The organism is Streptomyces sp. NPDC018610 (assembly GCF_044391765.1).
Classification (GTDB): Bacteria; Actinomycetota; Actinomycetes; order Streptomycetales; family Streptomycetaceae; genus Streptomyces.
Genome location: NZ_JBISAL010000004.1, coordinates 391,329 through 412,151, shown reverse-complemented (window position 1 = coordinate 412,151; position 20,823 = coordinate 391,329). Strand labels below are relative to the sequence as shown.

Genomic DNA, 20,823 nt, shown 5'->3' with positions numbered 1-20,823 from the left:
CAGCGCCCACGCACGGGCCCGAACCGGTGCGACGATCGAAGGAACGGGGTACAAGGCACTCGAGCCCACCGACGGCCCTCCACGAGATGGGGCCCCGGCCCGCGCGCCCAGGCCCGGCCCGTGAGACCGGCGGGCCCCGGGCCGGGCAGGCGTGCCCGCGCACCGCGGCGGCGGACCCGACAGGAGTCGTCCGGGAGCGGTGACGAGTTCGGCCGGTGACGTGACGAACAGAGCGACGCACGACGCGGAGGCGACCCCATGAATCCTCTCCTCAGCCGGCGTCCCGACGTGCGCGGCCGGCTCGGGCACCTGATCTTCTCCCGGGTGGCGGGGCCGGACGGCCCCGCCGTCCGCGCCCGCATCCACGACACCCCGGGCCCGCGCTGGTTCGGACCCGAACGGCCGGTCCGGCGGGTGCACGGGGACGCGGCCATGTTCATCGGCGGCCTGTCCGCACTGCTCCTGCAGTCGTTGCACCCGCGGGCCATGGCGGCCGTCGCGGCCCACTCGGGGTTCCGCGGGGACCCGTGGGGCCGGCTGCAGCGCACGAGCGCCTTCCTCGCCGTCACGACCTTCGGAACCGCCGACAGCGCGCACGAAGCCTGCGCCCGGGTGCGAGCAGTCCACGAGCGGATACGGGGCGCCACCCCGGACGGGCAGCCCTACGCGGCCTCGGACCCGCACCTGCTGTGCTGGGTGCACATCGCCGAGGTCGACAGCTTCCTGCGCGCCCACCAGCTCTACGGCGCCCACCCGCTGGACGACGAGGGCTGCGACGCCTACGTGGCCGACACGGCTCGCATCGCCACCGCGCTCGGAGTCCACGAACCGCCCACCACGAGGGCCGAACTGGCCGAGTGCATGGCCGCCTACCGCGGTGAACTGCGCGTGACCCCCGAGGCACGCAGCACCGCGCGGTACCTCCTGCTCCGCCCGCCCGTCCCGCTGCTCGCCCGGCCGCCGTACGGGGCGATCGCCGCCGGCGCCGTCTCCCTGCTGCCCCTCTGGGCGGCCCGAGCGCTGCGGCTGCCCCGCCTCCCCCTCGCCGAGGACGTGTGCGTACGCCCGCTGGGCACCGCCGTCACCGCCACCATCCGTTGGGCGATGTCCCCGCCCCCCGGCACCGCGGAACCCTGACACCGCCGCCCGCGCGTGCCGCGGCGCGCGACAGACCGGCGGCAGCCTTCCTCGTACGAATCGCCTTCATCGTCGCCTTGGGCGTCCTGCGGAACAGCCCTCGGCAGCCGCAGAACGGCCTCCGGCAAGCCGCTCAACGCCTCCCGCGCCACCCCCACCCGAACGCCTCCCGCGCCGCCCCCGTCCGGGCGGCCCGGGAAGCGCCCTGTCGCCGCCCGGACAGGGGGCCGGCACGGTCACTCGCGGGACGGCTCACCCGGACGGCTCCACCGCGCCGGGACGGAGACAAGGACGAGTCCGCCGAGGAGGAGCACCGCCCCGGTGACCGCCGGCACACCGAGTCGTTCCCCCAGCAGGAGGACTCCGAGCAGGGTCGCCACCAGCGGCTCCGCCAGGCTGAGCGTGCCGGCGGTCGCCCCGCTGATCCGGGTCACACCCCAGGTGAACAGGAGATAGCCCAGGGCCGTCGTGGCCAGGGCCAGCCAGCCGATCAGGATAAGCGTCCGCGGGTCACCGAGCCCGTCCGGGTGGGCCAAGGCCCACGGCAGCACCAGCACACCGGCCAGGAACACGGTTGCCGGGGCGGCGGCAGCGGTGTCTCCGCCGCGCTGCCCCAACTGCTTGGTCACCGCTATGTACACCCCGAAACTGGCCCCGGCCACCACGGCGAGCAGCACGCCCACGCTGTCGGCCGGCCGCCCGTCGGCCGGGACGAGGAGCAGGGCGATACCGCCGACGGCGCACGCGGTCCCGCACGCCCACACCCGGCTGAGCCGCTCACCGGCCAGGACGCGCCCGCACACCCCCGACACCACCGGTACGGCGCCGAAGGCGACAGCGGTCGCCAGGGCGGCGCCGCAGCGGGCCACCGCCTCCAGGAAGCACACCTGGAAGGCCGCGGTGACCAGGATGCCCACGACCGTCCAGCAGCGCGTCCCACGCCGCGACAAGGTACGCATTCCGGTCCGCCGCGCGGTGAACAACCCCAGGACGAAACCGCCGAGAAGCATCCGGCAGCCGCCGATCGACACCGGAGACGCGCTGCTCGCGACCAGGACCTGAGCCGGGCCGACCGTGCCCCACAGGAAGGCGGCGGTCAGCACAGGCGCCACTCCGCCCCCGGGCACGAAACGGTCCGACTTGCCCGCTGTGCTCGTCACACTCACTCTCATTCCGCAGAGCCGGGCAGGATCCCGTGGCCCAGCACACCTCGGTGGCACACCCGGCGATTCCTGACCTCGACGCTAGTCAGCCTCCGGCGATCGTCCCCATTGGGGAAAACCATCAACTCGACTTCGCCCGTTTGGAGTTACCCACTTTTCACCAAGGCCGAGACCGGTCCCGGACGACGGACCGAGCCGCAGTGCGGGCGGCCGACGCCGGCCGTCGCCCGACGATCGGACTTCGTGGGCGAGACCGTGGCGGCGTTCGACGCGCCGAGCGTCCGTCGAACCGGATCAGGCCCACCACTGCGCGATCGCCTTCCGGACGGCACGGGCCGCCGGCGCCCGGGGGCTGTTCCGTGACCGGCGGTGGCCTGTCTCAGCGGGATTCAGCCGATGCAGTCAGGAGCGAGCGAGTATCGAGCGACGAAACCGGGTCGACGCGGGTCAGTGCGGTACCCGATCATGCGTTCATGCCCCTCGAAGACACCCTTGCCCGGGTCGATGCGGACCTGGCCGCCGGCCGGGTGCCCGTCGCTCGCCAGCGCCTGCGCGGTCTCATCTCGTCCTTCCCCCAGGACCTGGTGCTCCGCCGTCGTCTGGCCGAGGTGTACCGGCTTTACGGCGACGCCGCAGAGGCAGGGCGCTGGATGTACCTCGAAGAGGACCGCGTCGCCGACGAGACCGCGGCCTTCGAGGCGCGGTACGGGTCCCCCGCGTGGCGGATGAAGGCCCTCGCCTGGCACGGCCCCGAGGTGACGGCCTCCACCGCCTTCGCCCGAGGGCAGCTGACCGCGGTGCGCACCGCCTGCGCCGAGGAGTTGGGACACCCCGTCGGCTGGGACGACCCCGCCTCCTACCGGGACCACCTGGAAGGGGAGTACGCGGCGCCCTCCGAGCCATGGACGGTCGGCGGTGTGCTGGTGGGCGTCGGTTGCCTGGCGGCAGCCCTCGGGTTCCTCGCGATCTGGGTGAACGGACTCGTCGCCCTCTTGGACTGACTCAGGCCACCGGAGTGCGTGAGGAGCCCCGCGCAAGACCCGGCATGCGCCGGAGGAGGGGAGAAGGACGCCTGGAGTCGCCTTTCGACGACGGCTCAGGTCGCATCCCGCTGTGCTGCGTCCGGGGGATACGCGGGTCGGGCCCGGCAGCCGGCAGCGGCGGCCGCCATGGCCCGATCACGGAGACTCGACCCTGCGCCCTCAGCGCCCGGAGCGGCCGAGCCGGCGGGCCACCCGGCCGAACCTGTTGACCTCCGTGACCGAATCGCCGGTGGAGCACAGGTGGACGACTCGACCCCGTCGCCTCGATCCGCTCTGCGCACACACGCGGCGCGGTCACCGGTTACCCGGGCTCGACGTGCGGGGCGCGAAGCGGCCTTCAGCTTCCAGCCGCTGCCGCCGCAGGGCTCACGACGGCCACGGTCAGTCCCCTTCACGGAAGGCGGCCCGCCGGCGCGTGCCCAGGCCGCGGCCGCCTGCCGGCCCACAGGCGTGGCCGGCATCCGTCCGGTCGATCATGGTCGGACGTACTGGAGGCTCATGAAGGGCGCGCCGGAATCTCGGATGCGGGCCGTGGTCGGCCGTGACAGTCTCCACGCATGTCGATCATCGGTGTGTCTCCCGGCGTGTCCCTCGCGTACGAGACCTTCGGCGACCTCAGCGACCCTCCGATCCTGCTCGTGATGGGCTTCGGCGCGCAGATGCTCGCCTGGCACGAGGACTTCTGCGGGGCGCTGGCCGACCGCGGCCGTTACGTGATCCGGTACGACAACCGCGACTGCGGGCTGTCCACCACGTTCGACGACTACCCCGTCGACATGGGCGAGTTCATCGCCGCCGTCAGCTCGGGGGATCTGGCCGCCGCGCTCGAGATGGTTCCCTACCGGCTTTCCGACATGGCCGACGACGGCCTCGGCCTGCTCACAGCGCTCGGTGTCGAACGCGCCCACGTGGTCGGCGCCTCGATGGGAGGGATGATCGCCCAGACGATGGCCGTCTCCGCCCCGGAGCGGGTACTGACCCTGACGTCGATGATGTCCTCGACCGGCGAGAGCGCCTACGGCAGGCCCAGCCCGCAGGCGCAGGCCGTGCTGTTCGGTCCGAGGCCCGCGGACCGGGAGGGGTACGTCGCGGCAGCCGAGAGGGAACTGGTGTGGGCCTCAAGGCGGTACGGCGACGCCGCGGCGTTGCGCGAACTGGCCGCCGCCGGCTACGACCGCGCCTACCGTCCCGCGGGGATCGGCCGCCAGCTCGGCGCGATGATCCTCAGCGGTTCCCGCGCGGACGCGCTCCGGGAACTGCGGGTACCGACACTGGTCATCCACGGCCTGGATGACACGCTGATCGATCCCAGCGGTGGGAGGCGCACCGCGGAGCTGGTGCCCGGCGCCGAACTCCTGCTGGTCCCTGACATGGGCCACGACCGCCCCCGTGAGCTCTGGCCCACGCTCATCGATGCCCTGGTGGCCCACACCGGCTGAGCTCGCGTCGCGACGTCGGCCCGGAGAGCGGTTCTCGGACGAAGCCCGGGAACAGGACGTCGGCAGGCCGACACGCAGGCGGGCGGCCTGACCGTCGGTCTTCACCACCACGGCGTTTCGTCCGGGCGTTTCGTTCCGGCGTTCCGCTGCCGCCTCCCCCCACTGGAGGGGTCCGGGAGCGTTTTCAGCGCAGCAGGAGACCGATCGCGACCGTCAGCCGTTCGAGGTAGGACTCCCGCGACGCGACCTGGTGCTTGATGCCGATCGATGCGCTGATCAGCGTCTGTGCGACGGGGATGGCTGTTCGTCGTCCTTTCTCGACGGCGATCGCGTCCGTGATCAGTTCCTCGAAACGTCGCGGCGTGGTTTCGAGGATCTCTCCGAGGAGGTCGGGGTTGTCCTCGATGACTGTCGCGACATCGCGCGTCAGTGGGCCGACGTAGCGGCCCGCCCACTGGTCGAACGCGTCGACGAGGCGCTGGGAGAGGGGGCGGCCGCTGTCGGCCAGGGCTTGTCGGACCGCGGTGACATCGCGGTCCAAGGCCTGGGTGACCGCGGCACGGAACAGGGTCTCCTTCGAGGAGAAGAGGAAGTAGAGCCCGGGCCGGGAGATGTGCGCCGCCCGCGCCACCTCGTCCATCGAGGTCTTCCGGTAACCGAAGCGCGCGAACGTGGTCATGGCGGACTCCAGAACCATGGTCCGGCGGTCGGCTCCAGTGACTGTCGACGGCGGGTGGCCGGCGTCGGGACTGCTCATGGGGCGAGCATACGAGCGAGGACTCTGACTATACAAATTGCGCCTACTTCGTATAGTGGCTGCATCATGAGTACTCGCCAGCTCATCTCCACGCCCTTCACCTCCTCCAGCACCGCGGACGATGTGCTGCGGGACATCGACCTCACCGGCGTCCGCGCGATCGTGACGGGGGCCTCCTCCGGACTCGGGATCGAAACGGCTCGTGCGCTGACCGCTGCCGGGGCGGAAGTGACGCTCGCTGTCCGGAACACAACCGCGGGTGACGCAGTCGCCGAGACGATCGGGAGGTCGACCGGGGGGACCCGGCCCCGCGTCGTCCGGCTCGATCTCGCCGACCGGGTCTCCGTCACACGGTTCGTCGACGCGTGGGGCGGTCCGCTTCACCTGCTGATCAACAACGCCGGCGTGGTCACCGGTGGCCTCGAACGGACTCCTGAGGGCTGGGAGCTCCAGTTCACCACGAACCATCTCGGCCACTTCGCACTGGCCGCCGGCCTTCACCACGCCCTCGCCCGGGGAGCGGCCGACCGCGACGGGGCACGGATCGTCTCGGTCAGTTCGACGGCGCACATGCGGTCCGGCATCGACTTCGACGACCTCCACTTCGAGCGGCGCGCCTACGATCCACAGATCGCCTACGCCCAGTCGAAGACGGCGAACTCCCTCTTCGCCGTCGAGGCGACCCGCCTGTGGGCGTCCGACGGTGTCGTCGCCAACGCGGTGAACCCCGGCGGCATCGCGACGGGCCTGCAGCGGAACTTCACACCGGAACAGAAGGCGTCGCTCGACGCGGCCGAGGCCGCCGGAATGTTCACGTACAAAACGGTCGAGCAGGGCGCCGCCGGCAGTGTCGTCGCGGCCGTCGCCCCCGAGTTCGCCCACTGCGGAGGCCGCTATCTCGACGATGCCCAAGAGGCCTACACCGTGCCGAACGACGCCGACCTCGCGCAGCACCCGCACGGCGTCAAGGAGTGGGCGCTCGACCCCGCCACCGCCCAGCGCCTGTGGACCGTCTCGACCGACCTGCTCCGCGCCTGACCTTCCGACGCCACAGCGAACCACGCCGGCACGGGCCACCCCGAGCGGCCGACATCACGTCGTTGTCGGGGCACTCTTCGACAGACGGGACCGCGCGGGCGTGGAAGCCGGTGGCCTCGCGGTTCGACCTCATCGTGCGCGCAGTTCCTCCATCGCGGACCGGCTTTCCTGGTCGGCGGCGCGGAAGAGCACCAGCAGCTGTTCCGGATCTTGCAGGGGTGTGAGCGTTTCGAACTGCACGGTGATCGTGCCGACGTCGGGGTGCCGCAACGTCTTACGTCCGCGGCCGTTGACCTTGACGTCTCGCTCGGCCCACCGTCGCGCGAATTCCTCGTCCCGGCGCAGGCATTCGGTGATGAGGTCGGTCAACGCCTGATCCTGCGGATGCGCGGCCCACGCGGTGCGCAGGTGCGCGACCCCCTCCCGCACGACGCGTTCGCGGTCGACGTACAACTCACGTGTCTGCGGATGCATCAGGCACAGCCACATCGCGTTGCGCCGCGACGGCGGCAGGGTGCCGAAATCCAGGAGCAGTCTCGCCATCTCGTCGTTCCAGGCCAGGATGTCGTAACGATGGTTCATCAGCATGGCAGGTAGCGGCGAGAGGTCGGCGACGAGTCGGGCCAGCGACGGCGCCGCTGTGGTGGCGAGCTTGTCGGCGTCGCGGGGCCGTTGCTGGGCCAGGCCGAAGAGGTAGGCGCGTTCGTCGGGCGCCAGGCGCAGCGCCCTGGCCAGCGCCTCCACCACGTCCGCTGAGGGTCGCAACCCGCGGGCCTGCTCCAACCGCACGATGTAGTCGACGCTGATCCCGGCCAGTTGGGCGACCTCTTCGCGCCGCAATCCGGGAGTCCGCCGGGACTGCCGGCTCGACGGCAGGCCGAAATCCCGCGGATCCAGGCGTTCCCGCCGGGTTCGCAGGAAGACGGCGAGCTCCTGTGTCACATCCACGGTGCCGGGGATCATGGCTGGTTCAACAGCCGGGGTAGGACCGGTGTTCCCAGGAACTTCCTTCCCTTACCCCCGGCTCGCGGTGGCCGCAGGCTGGTGCTCGACGACGATCACGAGCACAGGAGGACACGATGTCGCTCACCCTCGACACCTACCGGCTGCTGGGCCGCTCCGGGCTGCGGGTCTCACCGCTGGCCCTGGGCACGGCGACCTTCGGCACCGAGTGGGGCTGGGGCGCCGAGCAGGACGACGCGCGCAAGCTGTTCGACACCTACGTCGGACGTGGCGGCAACTTCATCGACACCGCCAACACCTACACCAACGGCAGCTCCGAGCGCATGCTGGGCGAATTCGTCCGCGACCGCCGCGAGAGCCTGGTGCTGGCCACGAAATACACGACGTTGCGCCGCCCCGGCGACCCGAATTCCGGGGGCGCTCACCGCAAGAGCCTGTTCGCGTCGGTGGAGTCCAGCCTGCGGCGGCTGAACACGGACTACATCGATCTGCTCTTCCTGCACGTGTGGGACTTCACGACGCCGGTCGAGGAGATCCTGCGCGGCATGGACGACCTGGTCCGGCAGGGCAAGATCCTGTACGTGGCGATGTCCAACGCCCCCGCCTGGGAGATCTCGCGCATGCAGACCATGGCCGACCTGCGCGGCTGGACGCCGCTGATCGCACTGCAGATCGAATACAGCCTCATCAACCGGGCCGGAGAACGCGACCTGATCCCCATGGCGCGGGCGATGGGGCTGGGGGTGACCCCGTACTCACCGCTGGGCGGCGGCGTGCTGTCCGGCAAGTACAGCCACGCCGACCTGACCGCGACGAGCACTGACTCCGGTCAGGGAAACCGCAAGAGCTTCAACGCCGGCTTGGGCATGGTCACCGAACGCACCCTCGCCATCGCCGACGTCGTACGGGAGGTCTCCGCGGAGCTGGGACGCACACCCGCCCAGGTCGCACTGGCCTGGACCCTGCGGAACCCGGGCGTGACGGCGCCCGTCATCGGCGCTCGCACCCCCGAGCAGCTGGTGGGCAATCTGGGCGCCCTGGAGGTCCACTTCACCGCCGGTCAGCTGGCCCGCCTCGACGAGGCCAGCGCGATCGACCTCGGCTACCCGCACGACCTCCTCGCCGGTGACCACATCCGCACCGTGGTCGGAGGCGGCCTGAAGATCGAAAACCGCCGCTGATGACGGCAGGTGATGGACGTGGGATCGTTCAGGAGGCATCGAGAACCCGGCCGCGCGGCACGCCGCCACCACCGCGGACGGCGCGGGTGAGCGCGGCGGCCACGGGCGTGCTGCGCTGCGGCAGCGAGCGTGACCCGGCGGCGTCGCCCAGCGTTCGTGCGGCCGCCAGGTCATCGACCCGGAGTCGATGACCTCGCGGCGGGGGCGAAGGCGACAAGGCGGTGGCGGCGGGAGACCGGCGAGGGTCCGCTGACGGTGCCGGGCTTGCGCCGTCACGTACGTCACGTAGCGGACAGGCTCCATGCTCCGGCTGAGCGCACCTGGTAGTAGCCGCGGCCCGGCCACTGGAACGTATGCTCCCCGGCGCGGCCCTCGGTCACCGTCACCCAGTAGGCGAGGCGGTCGTCCAGCGCCTCCAACTGGATCAGGCTCGACCCCGCGTAGCGCAGAACGCCCGGGCCCGGTTCCCCTCGGTAGTGCACGACATCCGAACCGGTCCCGTTGATGGCGTCGTGGAAGCGCGGGACTTCTCGGAGCGGTACCGCGGTGGCCGTCCACGCTTCGCGTTCACCGGCGCCGAACACGCGGAAGGTGATCGCCTTGTTCCCTTCCGGCAGCGGGATCCGGGCGGTGAAGGGCGTTCCGTCGCCGGACAGCCGGTACAGGCGTGAGGAACGCCCCTTCCTGCCGCCCTCGAAGCGCAGGTGGACCCGTGCCTGCCCGGTGCTCGAGAAGACCATCACAGCCGGGCGGTACGGCGGCATCTTCAGCCGGTGGGTCTGCTCGCCACCGCCTCCCTGCCCGCCGACCCGCGGCTCAGGGGGACTCGTCAGCGTCCTCGCGCGAGGCTCGGCCTCGCGTCGCTGTGTGCGGGCCCCGCTTTCCGGGCCCGGCCGTCTCGGGATGCCGGGGTTCGGGTCTTCCGCCAGGCGGACCGCGTCCGCCGCGCATACGGCGATGTCGCGGGCGGCTCCCCCGGGAGGCGCCCAACTGACCTGCCGGGCGGCCCGACCGTGCCGGGCGTCGAAGAAGCACAGCGGCATGCGCCGCGGCAGAGGCCGGCCTGCGATCAGAGCGTCCAGACGGGCCAGCGCGTGCCTGCCCTCGTCCAGCGTGCGCAGGACATCGAGTGTGCCCGCCCGCGACCGGTCACCGGCGACGTCCCGCTTCGCCTGGTCGTATGCGTCCAGGGCACGCACCAGCTCGGCGCGCATCTCATCGGTGGCACCGGCCTGGCCGGGGCTGAAGGAATGGACGTCCAGCGCCTCACCGAAGGCGGTGATCTCGGCCTCGATCTCGGCGAGCGCCGACCCGTCGTGCCTGCGCCATGGCCACCACCGGCGGAACCCCCCGCCCACCCCGCTACCCATGGTCGCCATCATGCCGCACGCCCCCGGCAGACGGGTTCCGAGGCCGGGAGCCGAACATCGAACGGCCGGCTGGAGCACCCCTGACACCGCCCGGCGCGGGCAGCGCTCCCATGACGTGTTGTGGGGCGGTGTCGGTGCCCCGTGACGGTGTGAACGACCTGCGGCGTCGAGAGACAATCGGTATGTGGTGCTTCGCTCCGCTCGCGCAATCCCTGAAGGCGATCGCACCGTACACACGGATGTGTCGAGTTTCCCGTTCTCCGCGGGCCGTCTCTCCGACGAGGCGCTGTTGTCCGGGCTGGCCGCCGGTGATCCGGAACTGACCGTCGGCTTCGTGCGGAGGTTCCAGCACCGGGTCTTCGGCGTGGCGGTCGCCGTCACCAGAGATCCGCAGCTCGCCGAGGACGTCGCCCAGCAGACCTTCGAGCGGGCGTGGCGGCACGCGCAGATCTACGACTCGCGGCGAGGCTCGGTGACGACCTGGCTGACCACCATCGCCCACAACCTCGCCATCGACACCGTCCGCTCCCGGCGGGCGGAGCCGGTGGCGCCCGAGGACCTGGACGCGGTTCTCGACGTGGTCACCGAGACGCCCGAGCAGCACGCGCTGGCCGACGAGGCGTCGACGCGGCTGCGGGAAGCGGTGGCGCGCCTGCCGCGCGAACAGGGACGAGCCCTGGTGATGGCGGGCATCTACGGCATGAGCGCCCAGCAGATAGCCGACCGGGAGCACATTCCGCTGGGCACCGCCAAGACGCGCATCCGGACGGCGATGGGGAAGCTGAGGACGATGCTCCAGTCCGAGTGGCGAGGCGGCGGCCATGCCCAATGAGGTGACCTGCGAGAAGCTGCGTGAGATCTGCGCCGAGCTCGCGCTCGGAGTGCTGCCCGGCCGTGCGCGGGCCGCGGCCGTGGCGCATCTGGAGCGGTGCGCGGACTGCCGTGAGCAAGTACGGCAGCTGACCTGGATCGGCGACCGGCTGATCGGCCTGCTGCCGGCCGGCGAGCCACCGGTCGGCTTCGAGACCCGGGTGGCGTGGGCACTGACGCGTGCGGCGGGACAGCAGGCCGCCGAGTCCGCCGCGCGAGGCGGCCTCCCCGCGGCGGATCCGCCCGTCGGGAGCCCCGGCACCGACACGTGCCTGGCCGCCGGGGGGTCCGGCACCGGCCGGCCCACGGGCGCCCTCGCGGCGCGACAGTCCACCGGCGATGCATGCGACGCACCCGGTGCCTCCGACGAACCCGGTGTGCCCGACCCCTTCGAGAGGCGAGGAGCACGCACGGGCCACGGAGGCCGGGGCTCCTCACAGGCGCCTCCCGGATCCATCGGATCCACCGGGCCCGGCGACCGGCGTCGGCCGCTCACCGGACCGCGCGTCCGGCGGCGCCGACGGCGGCGGCTGGCTGCCGCCGCCACCGCGATCGCCCTGGCGATCGGATTCGGCGGCTGGTCGGTCGGAACAGCGGTCGAGGGTGCCCTGGCCGGCCCGGCCGCGTCCGGCGCGGGACAGGACTCGGCCATGCTGTGGGGCGGCCTGACGGCCATACGGGGCCAGGCGGGAAAGTCCGCCGGGGAGGTCTACAGTCACCTCGGCGACCCGAGCTGGGTCTACATGTCGGTGGATCTCGCCGGAGCGGGCGACCGCCACACAGGGAAGGTCTTCTGTCTGCTGGTGCGCCGCGACGGCAGCGCCGTTCGGGTCGGCAGCTTCAGTCTGCACGAGGGCCGCGGCACGTGGGCGGCGCCGCTGCCTTCTTCCGTCGGCGACGCGGCGCTGTCCGGTGCCCGGCTGACGGCGTCCGACGGCACGCCGCTGGCCGTCACGCACTTCACTTCCGGCCGGGAGAGCTGACCCGCCCGCACGGGCGGCAGGCCTTGCGGACACGCGGAAACGCCACGCACCGGCAGGCCCGCTCCTCACTCCAGGAGTCGCGCGCATCCGGCCCCGGTGCGTGCGAGACTCCGGGAACCGCGTACCCGGGCGCGGAACGGATGTGCCGCCGCCACTCGGGCGGCCCGTGGATGTCGTCGAACCACTCGCCGTCGGCGACGGCCTAGCCGATCGCCGCCCGCACCACCCCGGCCGCGGCGCCCCCGTCGCGAGCCGGTGCGTCGGCGGCGGGACCGCGCCGGGCGGACTTCGCTCATCGCTCCGTTGCTCGCGGCACGCGACCACCGGTGGCGCATGTGCCGCCGGCGGCGTGCAGCCGGTACAAGCGGGCGTATGTGCCGCCGCGCAGGCACAGTTCGTCGTGTGTCCCGGACTCGACGACCCGGCCGCGGTCGAGTACGACGATCCGGGTGGCGTCGCGGACGGTGAGCAGGTCGTGCGAGATGACGACGGTGGTCCGCCCGGTCATCAGACGCCGCAGCGGCTCGATGATCCGGCGTCCGGACTGGACGTCGAGGCCGGCGGTGGGCTCGTCCAGGAGCAGCACGGGCGCATTCCTGACCATGGCACGGGCGATCGCCAGGCGCCGGCACTGTCCGCCGGACAGGGTCCGGCCGCGCTGGCCGACCACCGTGTCGTAACCCTCCGGCAGCGAGCGCACGAATTCGTCGGCGTCCGCCGCCCGCGCCGCCGCCTCGATCTCGGCGTCCGTCGCGCCGGGCCGACCGTAGGCGATGTTCTCGCGGATCGTGGCGTGCAGGACCAGGGTCTCCTGCAGGACGGCCGCCAAGTTCGCGCGTACGTCCGTCAGGGCCAGGTCGCGCAGATCGGTCCCGTCGAGGCGGACGGTGCCCAGGTCGGGATCGTAGAAGCGCAGTTGCAGCTTCGCCACCGTCGACTTCCCGGCTCCGCTGGCACCGACCAGCGCCAGCGTCTCACCGGGGGAGACATGGAAGGAGACGTCGTGCAGCGCCCAGGACGCCGCCGGTGCCGGGGCGCCGTCGGCGCTCTCGGGGCCGCCGCGGGGGTAGCGGAAGAAGACCCCGTCGAACTCGATGTCGCCGCGCGCCCGGGCGATCCGCCGTGCCCGCGACGACTCGGCGACCTCTGGTCGCTGGTCGAGCAGTTCGGCGATCCGTTCGGCCGAGGCGGAGGCGGCGTAGAACGTGGTGCCCAGACGGGACAGGTCGCGCACGGGACCGTAGAGCTTGCCGATCAGGGCGACGAAGACCAGCAACCCGCCCAGGCTCAGCTGCCCCTGAGTCAGTTTCCAGGTGCCGAGACCCAGTACGGCGAGGGCTCCCGACACCTCGATCAGCTCCACCAGAGGCCGATAGACGGCACGGACGCGGGCGGAGGCCATCGCGGCGTGGAACTTGCCGAGATTCTCGCGCTCGAAACGCCGCTGCTCCCATCCCTGACGGTTGTACGCCTGGACCAGCGTCACGTTGTCCAGCGACTCCTCGGCGACCGCCGCGAGCGATCCGCCGCGACGCCTGCGTTCCCGCGACGCTTCCTTGACCAGCCGCGAGAAGTGCCGGGCGGTGCCCCAGAACAGCGGCACGATGAAGAGGGCGAGCAGCGTGAGGTCCCAGCGGAGGTAGAACAGCAGCCCGAGGAACACGCCCAGCCGCAGCACGTAGTAGAGCACGTCGGCGACCCCGGACAGCAGGAACGTCTCGACCGCGTCCACGTCACCGGTGATGCGCGCCAGTACGTCCCCCAACCGCTGCCGCTCGAAGAACGCCGGCGACAGCCCCTGCACGTGGCGGAAGACGTCGGTGCGCAGCGCGACGAGGAACCGTTCGCTGACGAACGTCGAGGTCATGTCGTCGGCGAAACCGAGGATCCCGGAGACGAGGACGAGGCCCACATAGGCCGGGGCGACCCAGAGAAAGGGAGTCAGGTTCCTGGGGACGAGCACCTCGTCCACCACGACTTTGAACAGCCACAGTTCGGCCCCGTCGGCGAGCGGCCCGACCAGACCGAACGCGGTCAGCGGCAGCAGCCACCGGCGTTGTCCCCTCGTGTACGGCCAGAACCGCCGAAACACGTCCCCCGGCGCCAGCACCGGAGCGGGCTCGACGACGGCGTCCGGGTCCCGGCCCCCGCCCGAGGCCACCAGTTGCCGCAGGACGCGGCGGAGGGGCGGACCGACTCCCTCACGCACCGGTCCGCCCGCCCGCCCGGACCCCCTGTCAGTAGTCGTGGCCAAACTCGTGATCCTCGTCGTGCGAACGGCGCCGGCCCCGCATCGAGTCGTCGTCGTGGCCCGAGTGGTCGTCGTGCCCGTGTCCGTGGCCGTGTCCGTGTCCGTGGTGGTCGTCGTGATCGCCGCGGTCGTCATGGCGGATGAGGCAAAGGTCCTTGAAGATCGCCATGGGGCGCCTCCACTGGGTGAACGTTCGCTGGAACATGTCTCCTCATCGGTACGGACCAGAGCCCCGATCGGATGGCTCCTGGAGCCACTCATCTCTGTCGGGGTGACTGCGAACCGGATGGGCTTCCACGTGTGCGAGCAAGCGAGCGAGACGGACGGCGGAGCATCCGCCCGGCGAGTGCCACTCGCCGTCCATGGGACGAAGGCCAACGGAGCAGGGCGGCAGCGAGAGCCGCATGGAGGCGGTGACCTTGATGAACGCCCTCTCAATCCTCCTCGACGGCCTTCGCCCTCAACGGCATCCTTGAGCAACAGTCGGACGACCGCCCGGAAGGCCCCAGTAGAAGGCGGCGCCCCTCCCGAGGCCGCTCCACAGGCCCTGAGCAGTGCTCGCCGTGGCGCTTCTGTTCACGTCTCAGGTCGCGCCCCTGGCCTGCTCACGACCGGCCCCGGCCGCGGATCGGGTGGTCGGCCTCTTGAGCAGGTCGGTGCACCAAGTGCCTCGCCCGTGAGGGGCGGTGGCGACCGGCCAGGGCGAGGTCTCCCACAGGTCCCCGCCGTCGGCCGTGTCGTCGGCGTCCGAGGCCTGTCCCACCGGGGGTCCTGCGAGATTCCCGGATTCCCCGGAGGGACGGGCGTGCGGGTGCGGGCCCTGTCACTACACGGCCGCCATGGGGCCCCGTGACGCCGGGACGATGGGCGGTGGGCAGGGCTCGAGTCGAGGGGGCCCTCGGCGCTCAGCTGTAGTAGGCGATCTTGTCGTCGAGGACCTCCATGGCCCGGGACAGCGCCGCGACTCGCTGCTCCAGGGCGGCACGGCGCTCGCGGAGGAAGGCGACCCGGTCCTGCGCGGAACGGTCGGCGCGCAGGATCGCGACGAAGTCCCGCAGGTCCGCGATACCGAGGCCGGCCTCACGAAAGCACGTGACCAGACCGATCCAGAAGACGTCCTCCTCGGTGTACTGCCTGCGTCCGCCGACCGAGCGTCTGATCGGACCGATCAGCCCTTCGCGCTCGTAGTAGCGCAGCGTGTCGAGGGAGACGCCGGTACGGTCGGCGACTGCCGCCGGAGTGAGGAGTGTGGTCACGGGGTTCCCTTTCTGACCGCTGCTACCGCGCTTTCGCGAAGCGCGCCAGGTGCTCGTCATCGAGCCGCACACGGCGTGCGGCGAGTGCCTCCTCGATCTGCTCCACCCGGCTCGCACCGACGATCGGGTCGATCCCCTGCCGCATCAGCCACGCGAGGACGACCTGGTTCTTCGTCGCCGACAGCTCGCCGGCCACATCCTCAAGGACCGAGAGCACCCGGGCAGTACCCGGATGATCATATGTCCGCGGAAGCGGCTTGTCCGCGCGCACATAGGAACCCCACATCAGCGAGCTGTACGACCACACGCTGAGCCCCTCCGACCGCGCGAGGTCCAGGTCCTCGTCGGCGAGCAGGCGATGACCGGCCTCCGCGAGAGGGGTGAGTGGGCGCGGCTGGACCAACGAGTGACGCAACTGCAGGGCCGTCCATGGCTCCACGCCCTGCTCCCGGGCCAGCGACCGGGCGCGCTCGACGCGCCAGGCGGCATGATTGGCCGCCCCGACCCGCCGCGCCGTTCCCTTCGCGACCAGCGCGCCGAAGGCGCCGACGGTCTCCTCCAGCGGCACGGTGCGGTCTTCGGCGTGGGCCCAGAGGAGATCGACGTGATCGACTCCGAGACGCCCCAGGCTCTCCTCGACGCCGGTCTGTACGGCATGGGCGGAAAGGCCCTCGGCGCTCTGTGGCCAGGAGTGCGGGACGAGCGGATTCTGGCGGACCTTCGTCGCGATCCGCACCGCGTCGCGCGCGCCGGGGCGGGCGCGGAGCCACGCTCCGATGACCCGCTCGCTGGCGCCGCCGACGCCGCTCGAGTCCGCCCAGAAGGAGTAGCAGTTCGCGGTGTCGAGCCACACGCCTCCGCCGGCGACGAACGAGTCGAGGATCGCGAAAGCGTCGTCCGGGCCGACGCGGGTGCCGAAGTCCATCGTGCCGAGGACGAGTTGGGGGCCGGTGATGTTGAGGTCCATGCCCACCATCCTCGGATCTGGTGCGCGCTCCAGGTCAAGTGTGGCCGTAGAGACACATCGCTCCACCGGCCTGCCACCTCGCCCACCAGTTGCCCATGGCCCTGACCGACGCCTGTACCGGGCGGCGACCTCCGCCCGGTGCCCTCCACCCGGTCCCGAGCCTCGATCCCTCCGCAGGCGGCCATGTCCGTCGACGCGTGCAAGACATTCATCATCCTGGACGGCACCCTGCTGTCCGTCGCCCGCATCGCTGCCGACCGCCCGTTCCACTCCGGCACGCACAAGAAGCTCGGCGTCGACGTCCGGGTCTTGGCCGACCCGTCTCAAGATGAGGATGGAAGCCTCACCGCCTCCTATACTTCAGGCGTGTTCGATACGCCGAACTTCTTCCACGTCTCGTCCGTGCTCAATCGGCGGTCGATCGCGCAGCATGGCCTGGACTGGACGCGCATGGGCGCCGCACCGGGAATCGCCGGCAGCCGCCGCCCCGAGGTGGAGGGGGTGTTCGTCTGTCGGGGCGAGGAAGAAGCGGAGTTCTTCCTTCACATGATCAACAACACCGGTGGGCCGGTCGACCTCTGGTCCGTGGACGGCATCGATCAGGCGTCGCTCCTCGACAACGGCAATGGATTCGACTACGTGCCCAGCCGCATACCCGCCTCGCGGGTCCGCCTCGTGCGATCCGACGTTCCTCCTCGGCTCGGTTCTTGACGTCGCGCGGCGGTGCGGCTGCGGCCAAGCCCACGCGGAACCCGGCCGCGAGCTGACGAAGGCGTGATCGCGCAGCAGGAGGGCGAGGATCGTCAGCATCCGGCGGCTGCGGATCAGCCGCCGCCGGGCGCCGATCTGTCCTCGCCGAGTGGCCAACACCCGCCGCAGCATTCCGATTGCGAACGTGGACAGATCCAGCCCGAACGGGTGGGCGAGATGCGAAGCTCCTGGTGGTGAAAGTTGCTCATGGCCGACGACCCGCCTGCCCTCGTCCGACGTCGCGCACATCCCCACGCCCCCGGGCCGACCCGCACAGAGCGTGGAGCCGCCGACGTGTTCGTCCCGCTCATCCCTCTCCAGGGCGCCGTCACACCTTGGGGGAAGTCACCCGGAGAGCGACACGCCAGCGGCAACAGGTGCCCAGGGCCTGCGGTCGCGTGGCGCGAGGACGCGTTCGTGCGTCGACGGCTTGATGTGGCCGGTCCTACGAGAGTTCCTTACGCATCAGCGTGCACATCGTTTCGTAGCGGCGCAGCGTGCCGTCCGGGGCTTGCTCGTCCCACGCGTCGGGCTGACGGTCGTACGCGACATAGCCCAGCCGTTCGTACAGCGCCCGAGCCCGGGGGTTGTTCTCCTCCACGCCGAGTTCGGCCTGCCGCAGACCGCGGTTCTTGATCCGAAGCTCCGCGGCTTCGACAAGGAAGGTGCCGATCCCGCACGACTGCAATGCCGGATGGACTGCCAGTTGCCACAGAGTGCCGACGCCCTCCTTGACCCGGTAGTCGACGCCCCCCTTCGCGACCGGGATGTCTGTCGCCGGGCAGACGGCAAGGTAGTCGACCTCTCCGAGCCGGGCACGCTCCAACTGCGCGGCGACGCCGGCCAAGTGGAGTTCGGACCCAGCCCACGTGCACGACACGAGGTCCGCATGCACGAAATGACGTGCCGACAGCTTCAACACCACATCGATCACTTTCACCGCCTCCGACCAGCAAGCCTCCCCACCGGTCGCACACGACGCAACGCCATTTCCCATCCATGCTCCCGGCGGATCACACTCACGCCCAGCTGAACAAGAGCTGCAGGACCCGGCCTGCCAGGAGTTCTGCGTCCACTGGCTGCTTGATCAGGTGGGAGGCCTCTCGGGCCGCGTAGCTTTCGGGGCGACGGACGATCTCGTGCCGGGCCTTGTCCTCCTTCACCCGGCGCTCACCGTGGGACCAGGCACGCAGCTGGACCCACGGTGAGCGCACCGCGGTTCGTCAGGGCCGGCAGGACGGCCGGACGCTGAGCAGCTCGGTCCGCAGCACGGGCGCGCCGTCGACAGGCGCCGGGTCCTGCGTGGTCGGCTCGATACCGCCGGCGGCGATCTTGTCGAGCGTCTTCAGACCGGCGGCACCGACCGTGCCGAACACCGTGTAGTTGGGCCGCAGCGCGGAGTCGCCGTAGACGACGAAGAACTGTGAACCGTTCGTGTTCGGGCCGGCGTTGGCCATCGCCAGCAGACCACGGCCGTAGAGGCGACGGACGCCGGTGGGATCGCTCGGTGCCGGCGGCAGGTCCACCGGCAGCTCGTCCTTGTACGCGTACCCCGGCCCACCCTCACCGGTGCCGGTCGGGTCGCCGCACTGCAGGACCTTGAGCGTCGGGTACGCCGTCAGCCGATGGCACACCGTACGATCGTAGAACCGGTGCCGCGCCAGATGCACGAAGCTCTGGACCGTGCACGGCGCTTTCGCCCGGTCCAGACGCAGCGGGAGCGGGCCCTGACTGGTCCGGACAGCCGTGTCGACCGTGCCGTGACTGGGGGTGTGCCGCGGGTCGGGCGGCAGGGGAACCCGCCGCGCCGCCGGCTCGTCCGGGGTCTGGGTGTACTGGCAAGGACCGTGCGTGGTTCGCGGCGGGGCATCGGAAGCGGAGGCGGTGGTGCCACCCCCGGCCACGACCAACGCCGCTGCCGCCCATGCGGTCATGAGTGCTCGGTTCATCCTGCACACCCTCCAAAAGATCGCCAGGCTTCGGAGCCGTCGCAGTCTAAGGCGCGGCCGGGCGGGCGAGAAGCCGCCCGCAAGCCACTTTCGTCTCCTGGGAGTCGTCCCGTCTTCCAGGCGCGGGTCTGACCGGAAGATCCGAGAGATCTTCAGCGGCCTGTAGGGGTTGGCTCCTGCGGGAGGGTCCAGGCCGGTGGCTGGTAGCGGTGCAGGCGCCGGCCGCCCACCCGCCGCGCTCACGGTCGAGGGCGGACGGGACACGCCCATGGGCCCACAAGGCGTCATCAGTTGAGGCCGCCCCCGCACTCCGCGTAGAGGTCGGTGGGCTTCGGCGGGACGGTCGGCACACGGCGCGCGTACCGCGATCCACGCGCAGCCGGACAGCGGGCCGGGTTCGTCGACGGTGCGTTCGTGTTGCTGATCCGCCCAGGCTGCGGCCTCACAGGATGCCCAGGAAATCGGAGGCGTCGCTGCCGCGCGTCTCATAGCATCGGCCTGCACCGACCCGTCGAGTATCACCAAGGACTTCGTGAATCACTCCGATCTCCGCGCCAAGGCCCCCGCGCTCGCGGCCGGCATGGCCGCCGCCGATCACAGCCCTGACATCCAGCTGTCCCAGACTCGTCACCGGGCCGCGCTCGTGGCGAGCTGGCAGATCGCACCAGGCTCGACCGTCCTCGAACTGGGCTGCGGCCAGGGTGACATGACCGCCGTCCTCGCAGAGGCGGTCGGGCCCGAAGGGCGCGTGGTGGCCATCGACGTGGCCGAACCCTCCTACGGTGCGCCGGTCACCCTCGGAGAATCGGCGGCCCGGCTCGCGGCGGGCCCTCTCGGGCCGCGTATCGACTTCCGCTTCGGCGCGGACGTCCTCGATCCCTCAGTCGACTTCCCCGAGAGCACCTTCGACCACGTGGTGCTCGCGCATTGCTCCTGGTACTTCGCATCGCTCGGACAACTGCGAGACACGCTGGCCCGGGTGCGGACGTGGGCGCGCCGACTGTGGTTCACCGAGTGGGACTTGACGCCTGCCTGTGACGACCAGCTGGCGCACCTGCTCGCCGTGCTGATCCAGGGGCAGGCCGAGGCCGCAGGTTCGCACGGCCAGGGCAACGTCCGCACACCCTTCTCCCGTGAGTGCCTGCTGCGGCTCCTGCCTGAGGCCGGCTGGACGGCCGACGGCAGCAGGTCGGTCGATACCGAAGAGCTTCAGGACGGCGACTGGGAGATCGCTGCCTGCCTCGACCTGGTCGAGAGGGAGGAGCGTTTGGCCGCGCTGCCCGAGCCGGTGCGACAGCTCGTCCTGAGCCAGGCCGACGTTCTCCGGGCCATCGCCAGGCCGCGCGGCAACCGCGCGCTCGCCGCGTATTCAGTCACCGCGCACTGACAGTCGACCCCAGCGGCCGGACCGGTCGAGAATCAGTGAGATCGGCCGGCCTTCACCGCCTTCACCCACCTCCGCTCCCAGGCCGCGGATGCGGAAGGTGTCCGGCGAGCCCTCGGCCGGGCCGCGGTGCCGTGATCGAGGGCCGGCAGGGGCATGTACGGCCTCCGCGTCCCCCTCGGCGACGCGGAGGAGTGCCGGATGAGCCGTGCGTGGTCCCTCGCGTGGCGGCGGGCGTGCCTCATCCACGACGGCGCCCCCTCGACGACCCGGCGGGGCAGCACGACGAAGCCGGAGGCGTCCGCGGAACGGCTGACAGGCC

19 protein-coding genes and 1 pseudogene are annotated in these 20,823 nt (G+C 71.4%); 9 read left to right on the top strand and 11 right to left on the bottom strand.

From position 1 onward, the window contains the following. The first annotated feature begins 258 nt into the window (after positions 1 to 258). Positions 259 to 1,137, top strand: coding sequence for an oxygenase MpaB family protein (locus ACH5A8_RS13720; RefSeq protein WP_399001336.1), 879 nt, complete (start codon positions 259 to 261; stop codon positions 1,135 to 1,137). Between the two features lie 236 nt (positions 1,138 to 1,373). On the opposite strand, the gene ACH5A8_RS13715 is transcribed toward ACH5A8_RS13720, so the two are convergent. Beyond that, a complete protein-coding gene (locus ACH5A8_RS13715; protein WP_399001334.1) occupies positions 1,374 to 2,297 on the bottom strand; it encodes a DMT family transporter in 924 nt (307 codons plus the stop codon). 476 nt (positions 2,298 to 2,773) lie between these two features. On the opposite strand from ACH5A8_RS13715, the gene ACH5A8_RS13710 reads away from it, so the two are divergent. Together ACH5A8_RS13710 and ACH5A8_RS13705 are read left to right on the top strand one after the other, a co-directional pair. After that, positions 2,774 to 3,301, top strand: a complete 528-nt coding sequence (locus tag ACH5A8_RS13710) for a DUF6584 family protein (protein ID WP_399001332.1) — start codon at positions 2,774 to 2,776, stop codon at positions 3,299 to 3,301. A gap of 599 nt (positions 3,302 to 3,900) precedes the next feature. Further along, positions 3,901 to 4,782 carry an alpha/beta fold hydrolase gene (locus tag ACH5A8_RS13705; protein ID WP_399001330.1) on the top strand — a complete coding sequence of 294 codons (882 nt, stop codon included), beginning with the start codon at positions 3,901 to 3,903 and terminating at the stop codon, positions 4,780 to 4,782. Between the two features lie 184 nt (positions 4,783 to 4,966). On the opposite strand, the gene ACH5A8_RS13700 is transcribed toward ACH5A8_RS13705, so the two are convergent. Continuing rightward, a complete protein-coding gene (locus ACH5A8_RS13700) occupies positions 4,967 to 5,539 on the bottom strand; it encodes a TetR/AcrR family transcriptional regulator (protein WP_399001328.1) in 573 nt (190 codons plus the stop codon). A 66-nt stretch (positions 5,540 to 5,605) separates the two neighbouring features. Here ACH5A8_RS13700 and ACH5A8_RS13695 point away from each other — a divergent pair, with 66 nt between their 5' ends. Then, positions 5,606 to 6,577 carry an SDR family NAD(P)-dependent oxidoreductase gene (locus tag ACH5A8_RS13695; protein ID WP_399001325.1) on the top strand — a complete coding sequence of 324 codons (972 nt, stop codon included), beginning with the start codon at positions 5,606 to 5,608 and terminating at the stop codon, positions 6,575 to 6,577. 129 nt (positions 6,578 to 6,706) lie between these two features. Here the strand turns inward: ACH5A8_RS13695 and ACH5A8_RS13690 are convergent, their stop codons facing one another. Further along, the gene (locus ACH5A8_RS13690; RefSeq protein ID WP_399001323.1) at positions 6,707 to 7,540 is read right to left on the bottom strand and encodes a helix-turn-helix transcriptional regulator; all 834 of its coding nucleotides are present in this window, start codon (positions 7,538 to 7,540) and stop codon (positions 6,707 to 6,709) included. A gap of 116 nt (positions 7,541 to 7,656) precedes the next feature. Here ACH5A8_RS13690 and ACH5A8_RS13685 point away from each other — a divergent pair, with 116 nt between their 5' ends. Then, complete coding sequence (locus ACH5A8_RS13685; RefSeq protein ID WP_399001321.1) at positions 7,657 to 8,721, top strand: aldo/keto reductase; 1,065 nt, start codon at positions 7,657 to 7,659, stop codon at positions 8,719 to 8,721. A gap of 281 nt (positions 8,722 to 9,002) precedes the next feature. Here ACH5A8_RS13685 and ACH5A8_RS13680 read toward each other — a convergent pair whose 3' ends face one another. Then, positions 9,003 to 10,091 (bottom strand): hypothetical protein, encoded by a 1,089-nt coding sequence (locus ACH5A8_RS13680; protein ID WP_399001318.1) that lies wholly within the window; start codon positions 10,089 to 10,091, stop codon positions 9,003 to 9,005. Between the two features lie 241 nt (positions 10,092 to 10,332). Here ACH5A8_RS13680 and ACH5A8_RS13675 point away from each other — a divergent pair, with 241 nt between their 5' ends. Together ACH5A8_RS13675 and ACH5A8_RS13670 are read left to right on the top strand one after the other, a co-directional pair. After that, positions 10,333 to 10,923 carry an RNA polymerase sigma factor gene (locus ACH5A8_RS13675; protein ID WP_399001316.1) on the top strand — a complete coding sequence of 197 codons (591 nt, stop codon included), beginning with the start codon at positions 10,333 to 10,335 and terminating at the stop codon, positions 10,921 to 10,923. Further along, positions 10,913 to 11,944 (top strand): hypothetical protein, encoded by a 1,032-nt coding sequence (locus ACH5A8_RS13670; protein WP_399001314.1) that lies wholly within the window; start codon positions 10,913 to 10,915, stop codon positions 11,942 to 11,944. Before ACH5A8_RS13675 ends, ACH5A8_RS13670 begins: the two co-directional genes overlap by 11 nt. 292 nt (positions 11,945 to 12,236) lie before the next feature. Here ACH5A8_RS13670 and ACH5A8_RS13665 read toward each other — a convergent pair whose 3' ends face one another. The 4 genes from ACH5A8_RS13665 to ACH5A8_RS13650 all read right to left on the bottom strand — a co-directional run bounded on the left by ACH5A8_RS13665 (position 12,237) and on the right by ACH5A8_RS13650 (position 16,418). After that, the gene (locus tag ACH5A8_RS13665; RefSeq protein ID WP_399001312.1) at positions 12,237 to 14,153 is read right to left on the bottom strand and encodes an ABC transporter ATP-binding protein; all 1,917 of its coding nucleotides are present in this window, start codon (positions 14,151 to 14,153) and stop codon (positions 12,237 to 12,239) included. Between the two features lie 28 nt (positions 14,154 to 14,181). Further along, the gene (locus tag ACH5A8_RS13660; protein ID WP_399001310.1) at positions 14,182 to 14,400 is read right to left on the bottom strand and encodes a hypothetical protein; all 219 of its coding nucleotides are present in this window, start codon (positions 14,398 to 14,400) and stop codon (positions 14,182 to 14,184) included. A gap of 700 nt (positions 14,401 to 15,100) precedes the next feature. Beyond that, the gene (locus ACH5A8_RS13655) at positions 15,101 to 15,451 is read right to left on the bottom strand and encodes a MerR family transcriptional regulator (RefSeq protein ID WP_399001308.1); all 351 of its coding nucleotides are present in this window, start codon (positions 15,449 to 15,451) and stop codon (positions 15,101 to 15,103) included. A 22-nt stretch (positions 15,452 to 15,473) separates the two neighbouring features. Next, entirely contained in the window at positions 15,474 to 16,418 is a 945-nt protein-coding gene (locus ACH5A8_RS13650) for an aldo/keto reductase (RefSeq protein WP_399001306.1), read from the bottom strand. A gap of 174 nt (positions 16,419 to 16,592) precedes the next feature. Here ACH5A8_RS13650 and ACH5A8_RS13645 point away from each other — a divergent pair. Next, positions 16,593 to 16,736, top strand: a pseudogene (locus ACH5A8_RS13645) (IS5/IS1182 family transposase); the annotation flags it as partial. An 877-nt stretch (positions 16,737 to 17,613) separates the two neighbouring features. Here ACH5A8_RS13645 and ACH5A8_RS13640 read toward each other — a convergent pair. The 3 genes from ACH5A8_RS13640 to ACH5A8_RS13630 all read right to left on the bottom strand — a co-directional run bounded on the left by ACH5A8_RS13640 (position 17,614) and on the right by ACH5A8_RS13630 (position 19,102). Continuing rightward, on the bottom strand, positions 17,614 to 18,102 hold the full coding sequence (locus tag ACH5A8_RS13640) for a GNAT family N-acetyltransferase (RefSeq protein ID WP_399001304.1): 489 nt from the start codon (positions 18,100 to 18,102) through the stop codon (positions 17,614 to 17,616). A gap of 85 nt (positions 18,103 to 18,187) precedes the next feature. After that, complete coding sequence (locus tag ACH5A8_RS13635; protein WP_399001302.1) at positions 18,188 to 18,382, bottom strand: hypothetical protein; 195 nt, start codon at positions 18,380 to 18,382, stop codon at positions 18,188 to 18,190. 9 nt (positions 18,383 to 18,391) lie between these two features. After that, a complete protein-coding gene (locus ACH5A8_RS13630; RefSeq protein WP_399001516.1) occupies positions 18,392 to 19,102 on the bottom strand; it encodes a peptidylprolyl isomerase in 711 nt (236 codons plus the stop codon). Positions 19,103 to 19,649: 547 nt separating this feature from the next. On the opposite strand from ACH5A8_RS13630, the gene ACH5A8_RS13625 reads away from it, so the two are divergent. Further along, complete coding sequence (locus tag ACH5A8_RS13625; RefSeq protein ID WP_399001300.1) at positions 19,650 to 20,504, top strand: methyltransferase domain-containing protein; 855 nt, start codon at positions 19,650 to 19,652, stop codon at positions 20,502 to 20,504. Positions 20,505 to 20,823: the final 319 nt, after the last annotated feature.

Bases quoted from the DNA above. Each gene is read 5' to 3' on its own strand.
- ACH5A8_RS13720 (WP_399001336.1), top strand. From the start codon at position 259: ATGAATCCTCTCCTCAGCCGGCGTCCCGACGTGCGCGGCCGGCTCGGG.
- ACH5A8_RS13710 (WP_399001332.1), top strand. From the start codon at position 2,774: ATGCCCCTCGAAGACACCCTTGCCCGGGTCGATGCGGACCTGGCCGCC.
- ACH5A8_RS13705 (WP_399001330.1), top strand. From the start codon at position 3,901: ATGTCGATCATCGGTGTGTCTCCCGGCGTGTCCCTCGCGTACGAGACC.
- ACH5A8_RS13700 (WP_399001328.1), bottom strand. From the start codon at position 5,539: ATGAGCAGTCCCGACGCCGGCCACCCGCCGTCGACAGTCACTGGAGCC.
- ACH5A8_RS13695 (WP_399001325.1), top strand. From the start codon at position 5,606: ATGAGTACTCGCCAGCTCATCTCCACGCCCTTCACCTCCTCCAGCACC.
- ACH5A8_RS13690 (WP_399001323.1), bottom strand. From the start codon at position 7,540: ATGATCCCCGGCACCGTGGATGTGACACAGGAGCTCGCCGTCTTCCTG.
- ACH5A8_RS13685 (WP_399001321.1), top strand. From the start codon at position 7,657: ATGTCGCTCACCCTCGACACCTACCGGCTGCTGGGCCGCTCCGGGCTG.
- ACH5A8_RS13680 (WP_399001318.1), bottom strand. From the start codon at position 10,091: ATGGGTAGCGGGGTGGGCGGGGGGTTCCGCCGGTGGTGGCCATGGCGC.
- ACH5A8_RS13670 (WP_399001314.1), top strand. From the start codon at position 10,913: ATGCCCAATGAGGTGACCTGCGAGAAGCTGCGTGAGATCTGCGCCGAG.
- ACH5A8_RS13660 (WP_399001310.1), bottom strand. From the start codon at position 14,400: ATGTTCCAGCGAACGTTCACCCAGTGGAGGCGCCCCATGGCGATCTTC.
- ACH5A8_RS13650 (WP_399001306.1), bottom strand. From the start codon at position 16,418: ATGGACCTCAACATCACCGGCCCCCAACTCGTCCTCGGCACGATGGAC.
- ACH5A8_RS13630 (WP_399001516.1), bottom strand. From the start codon at position 19,102: ATGACCGCATGGGCGGCAGCGGCGTTGGTCGTGGCCGGGGGTGGCACC.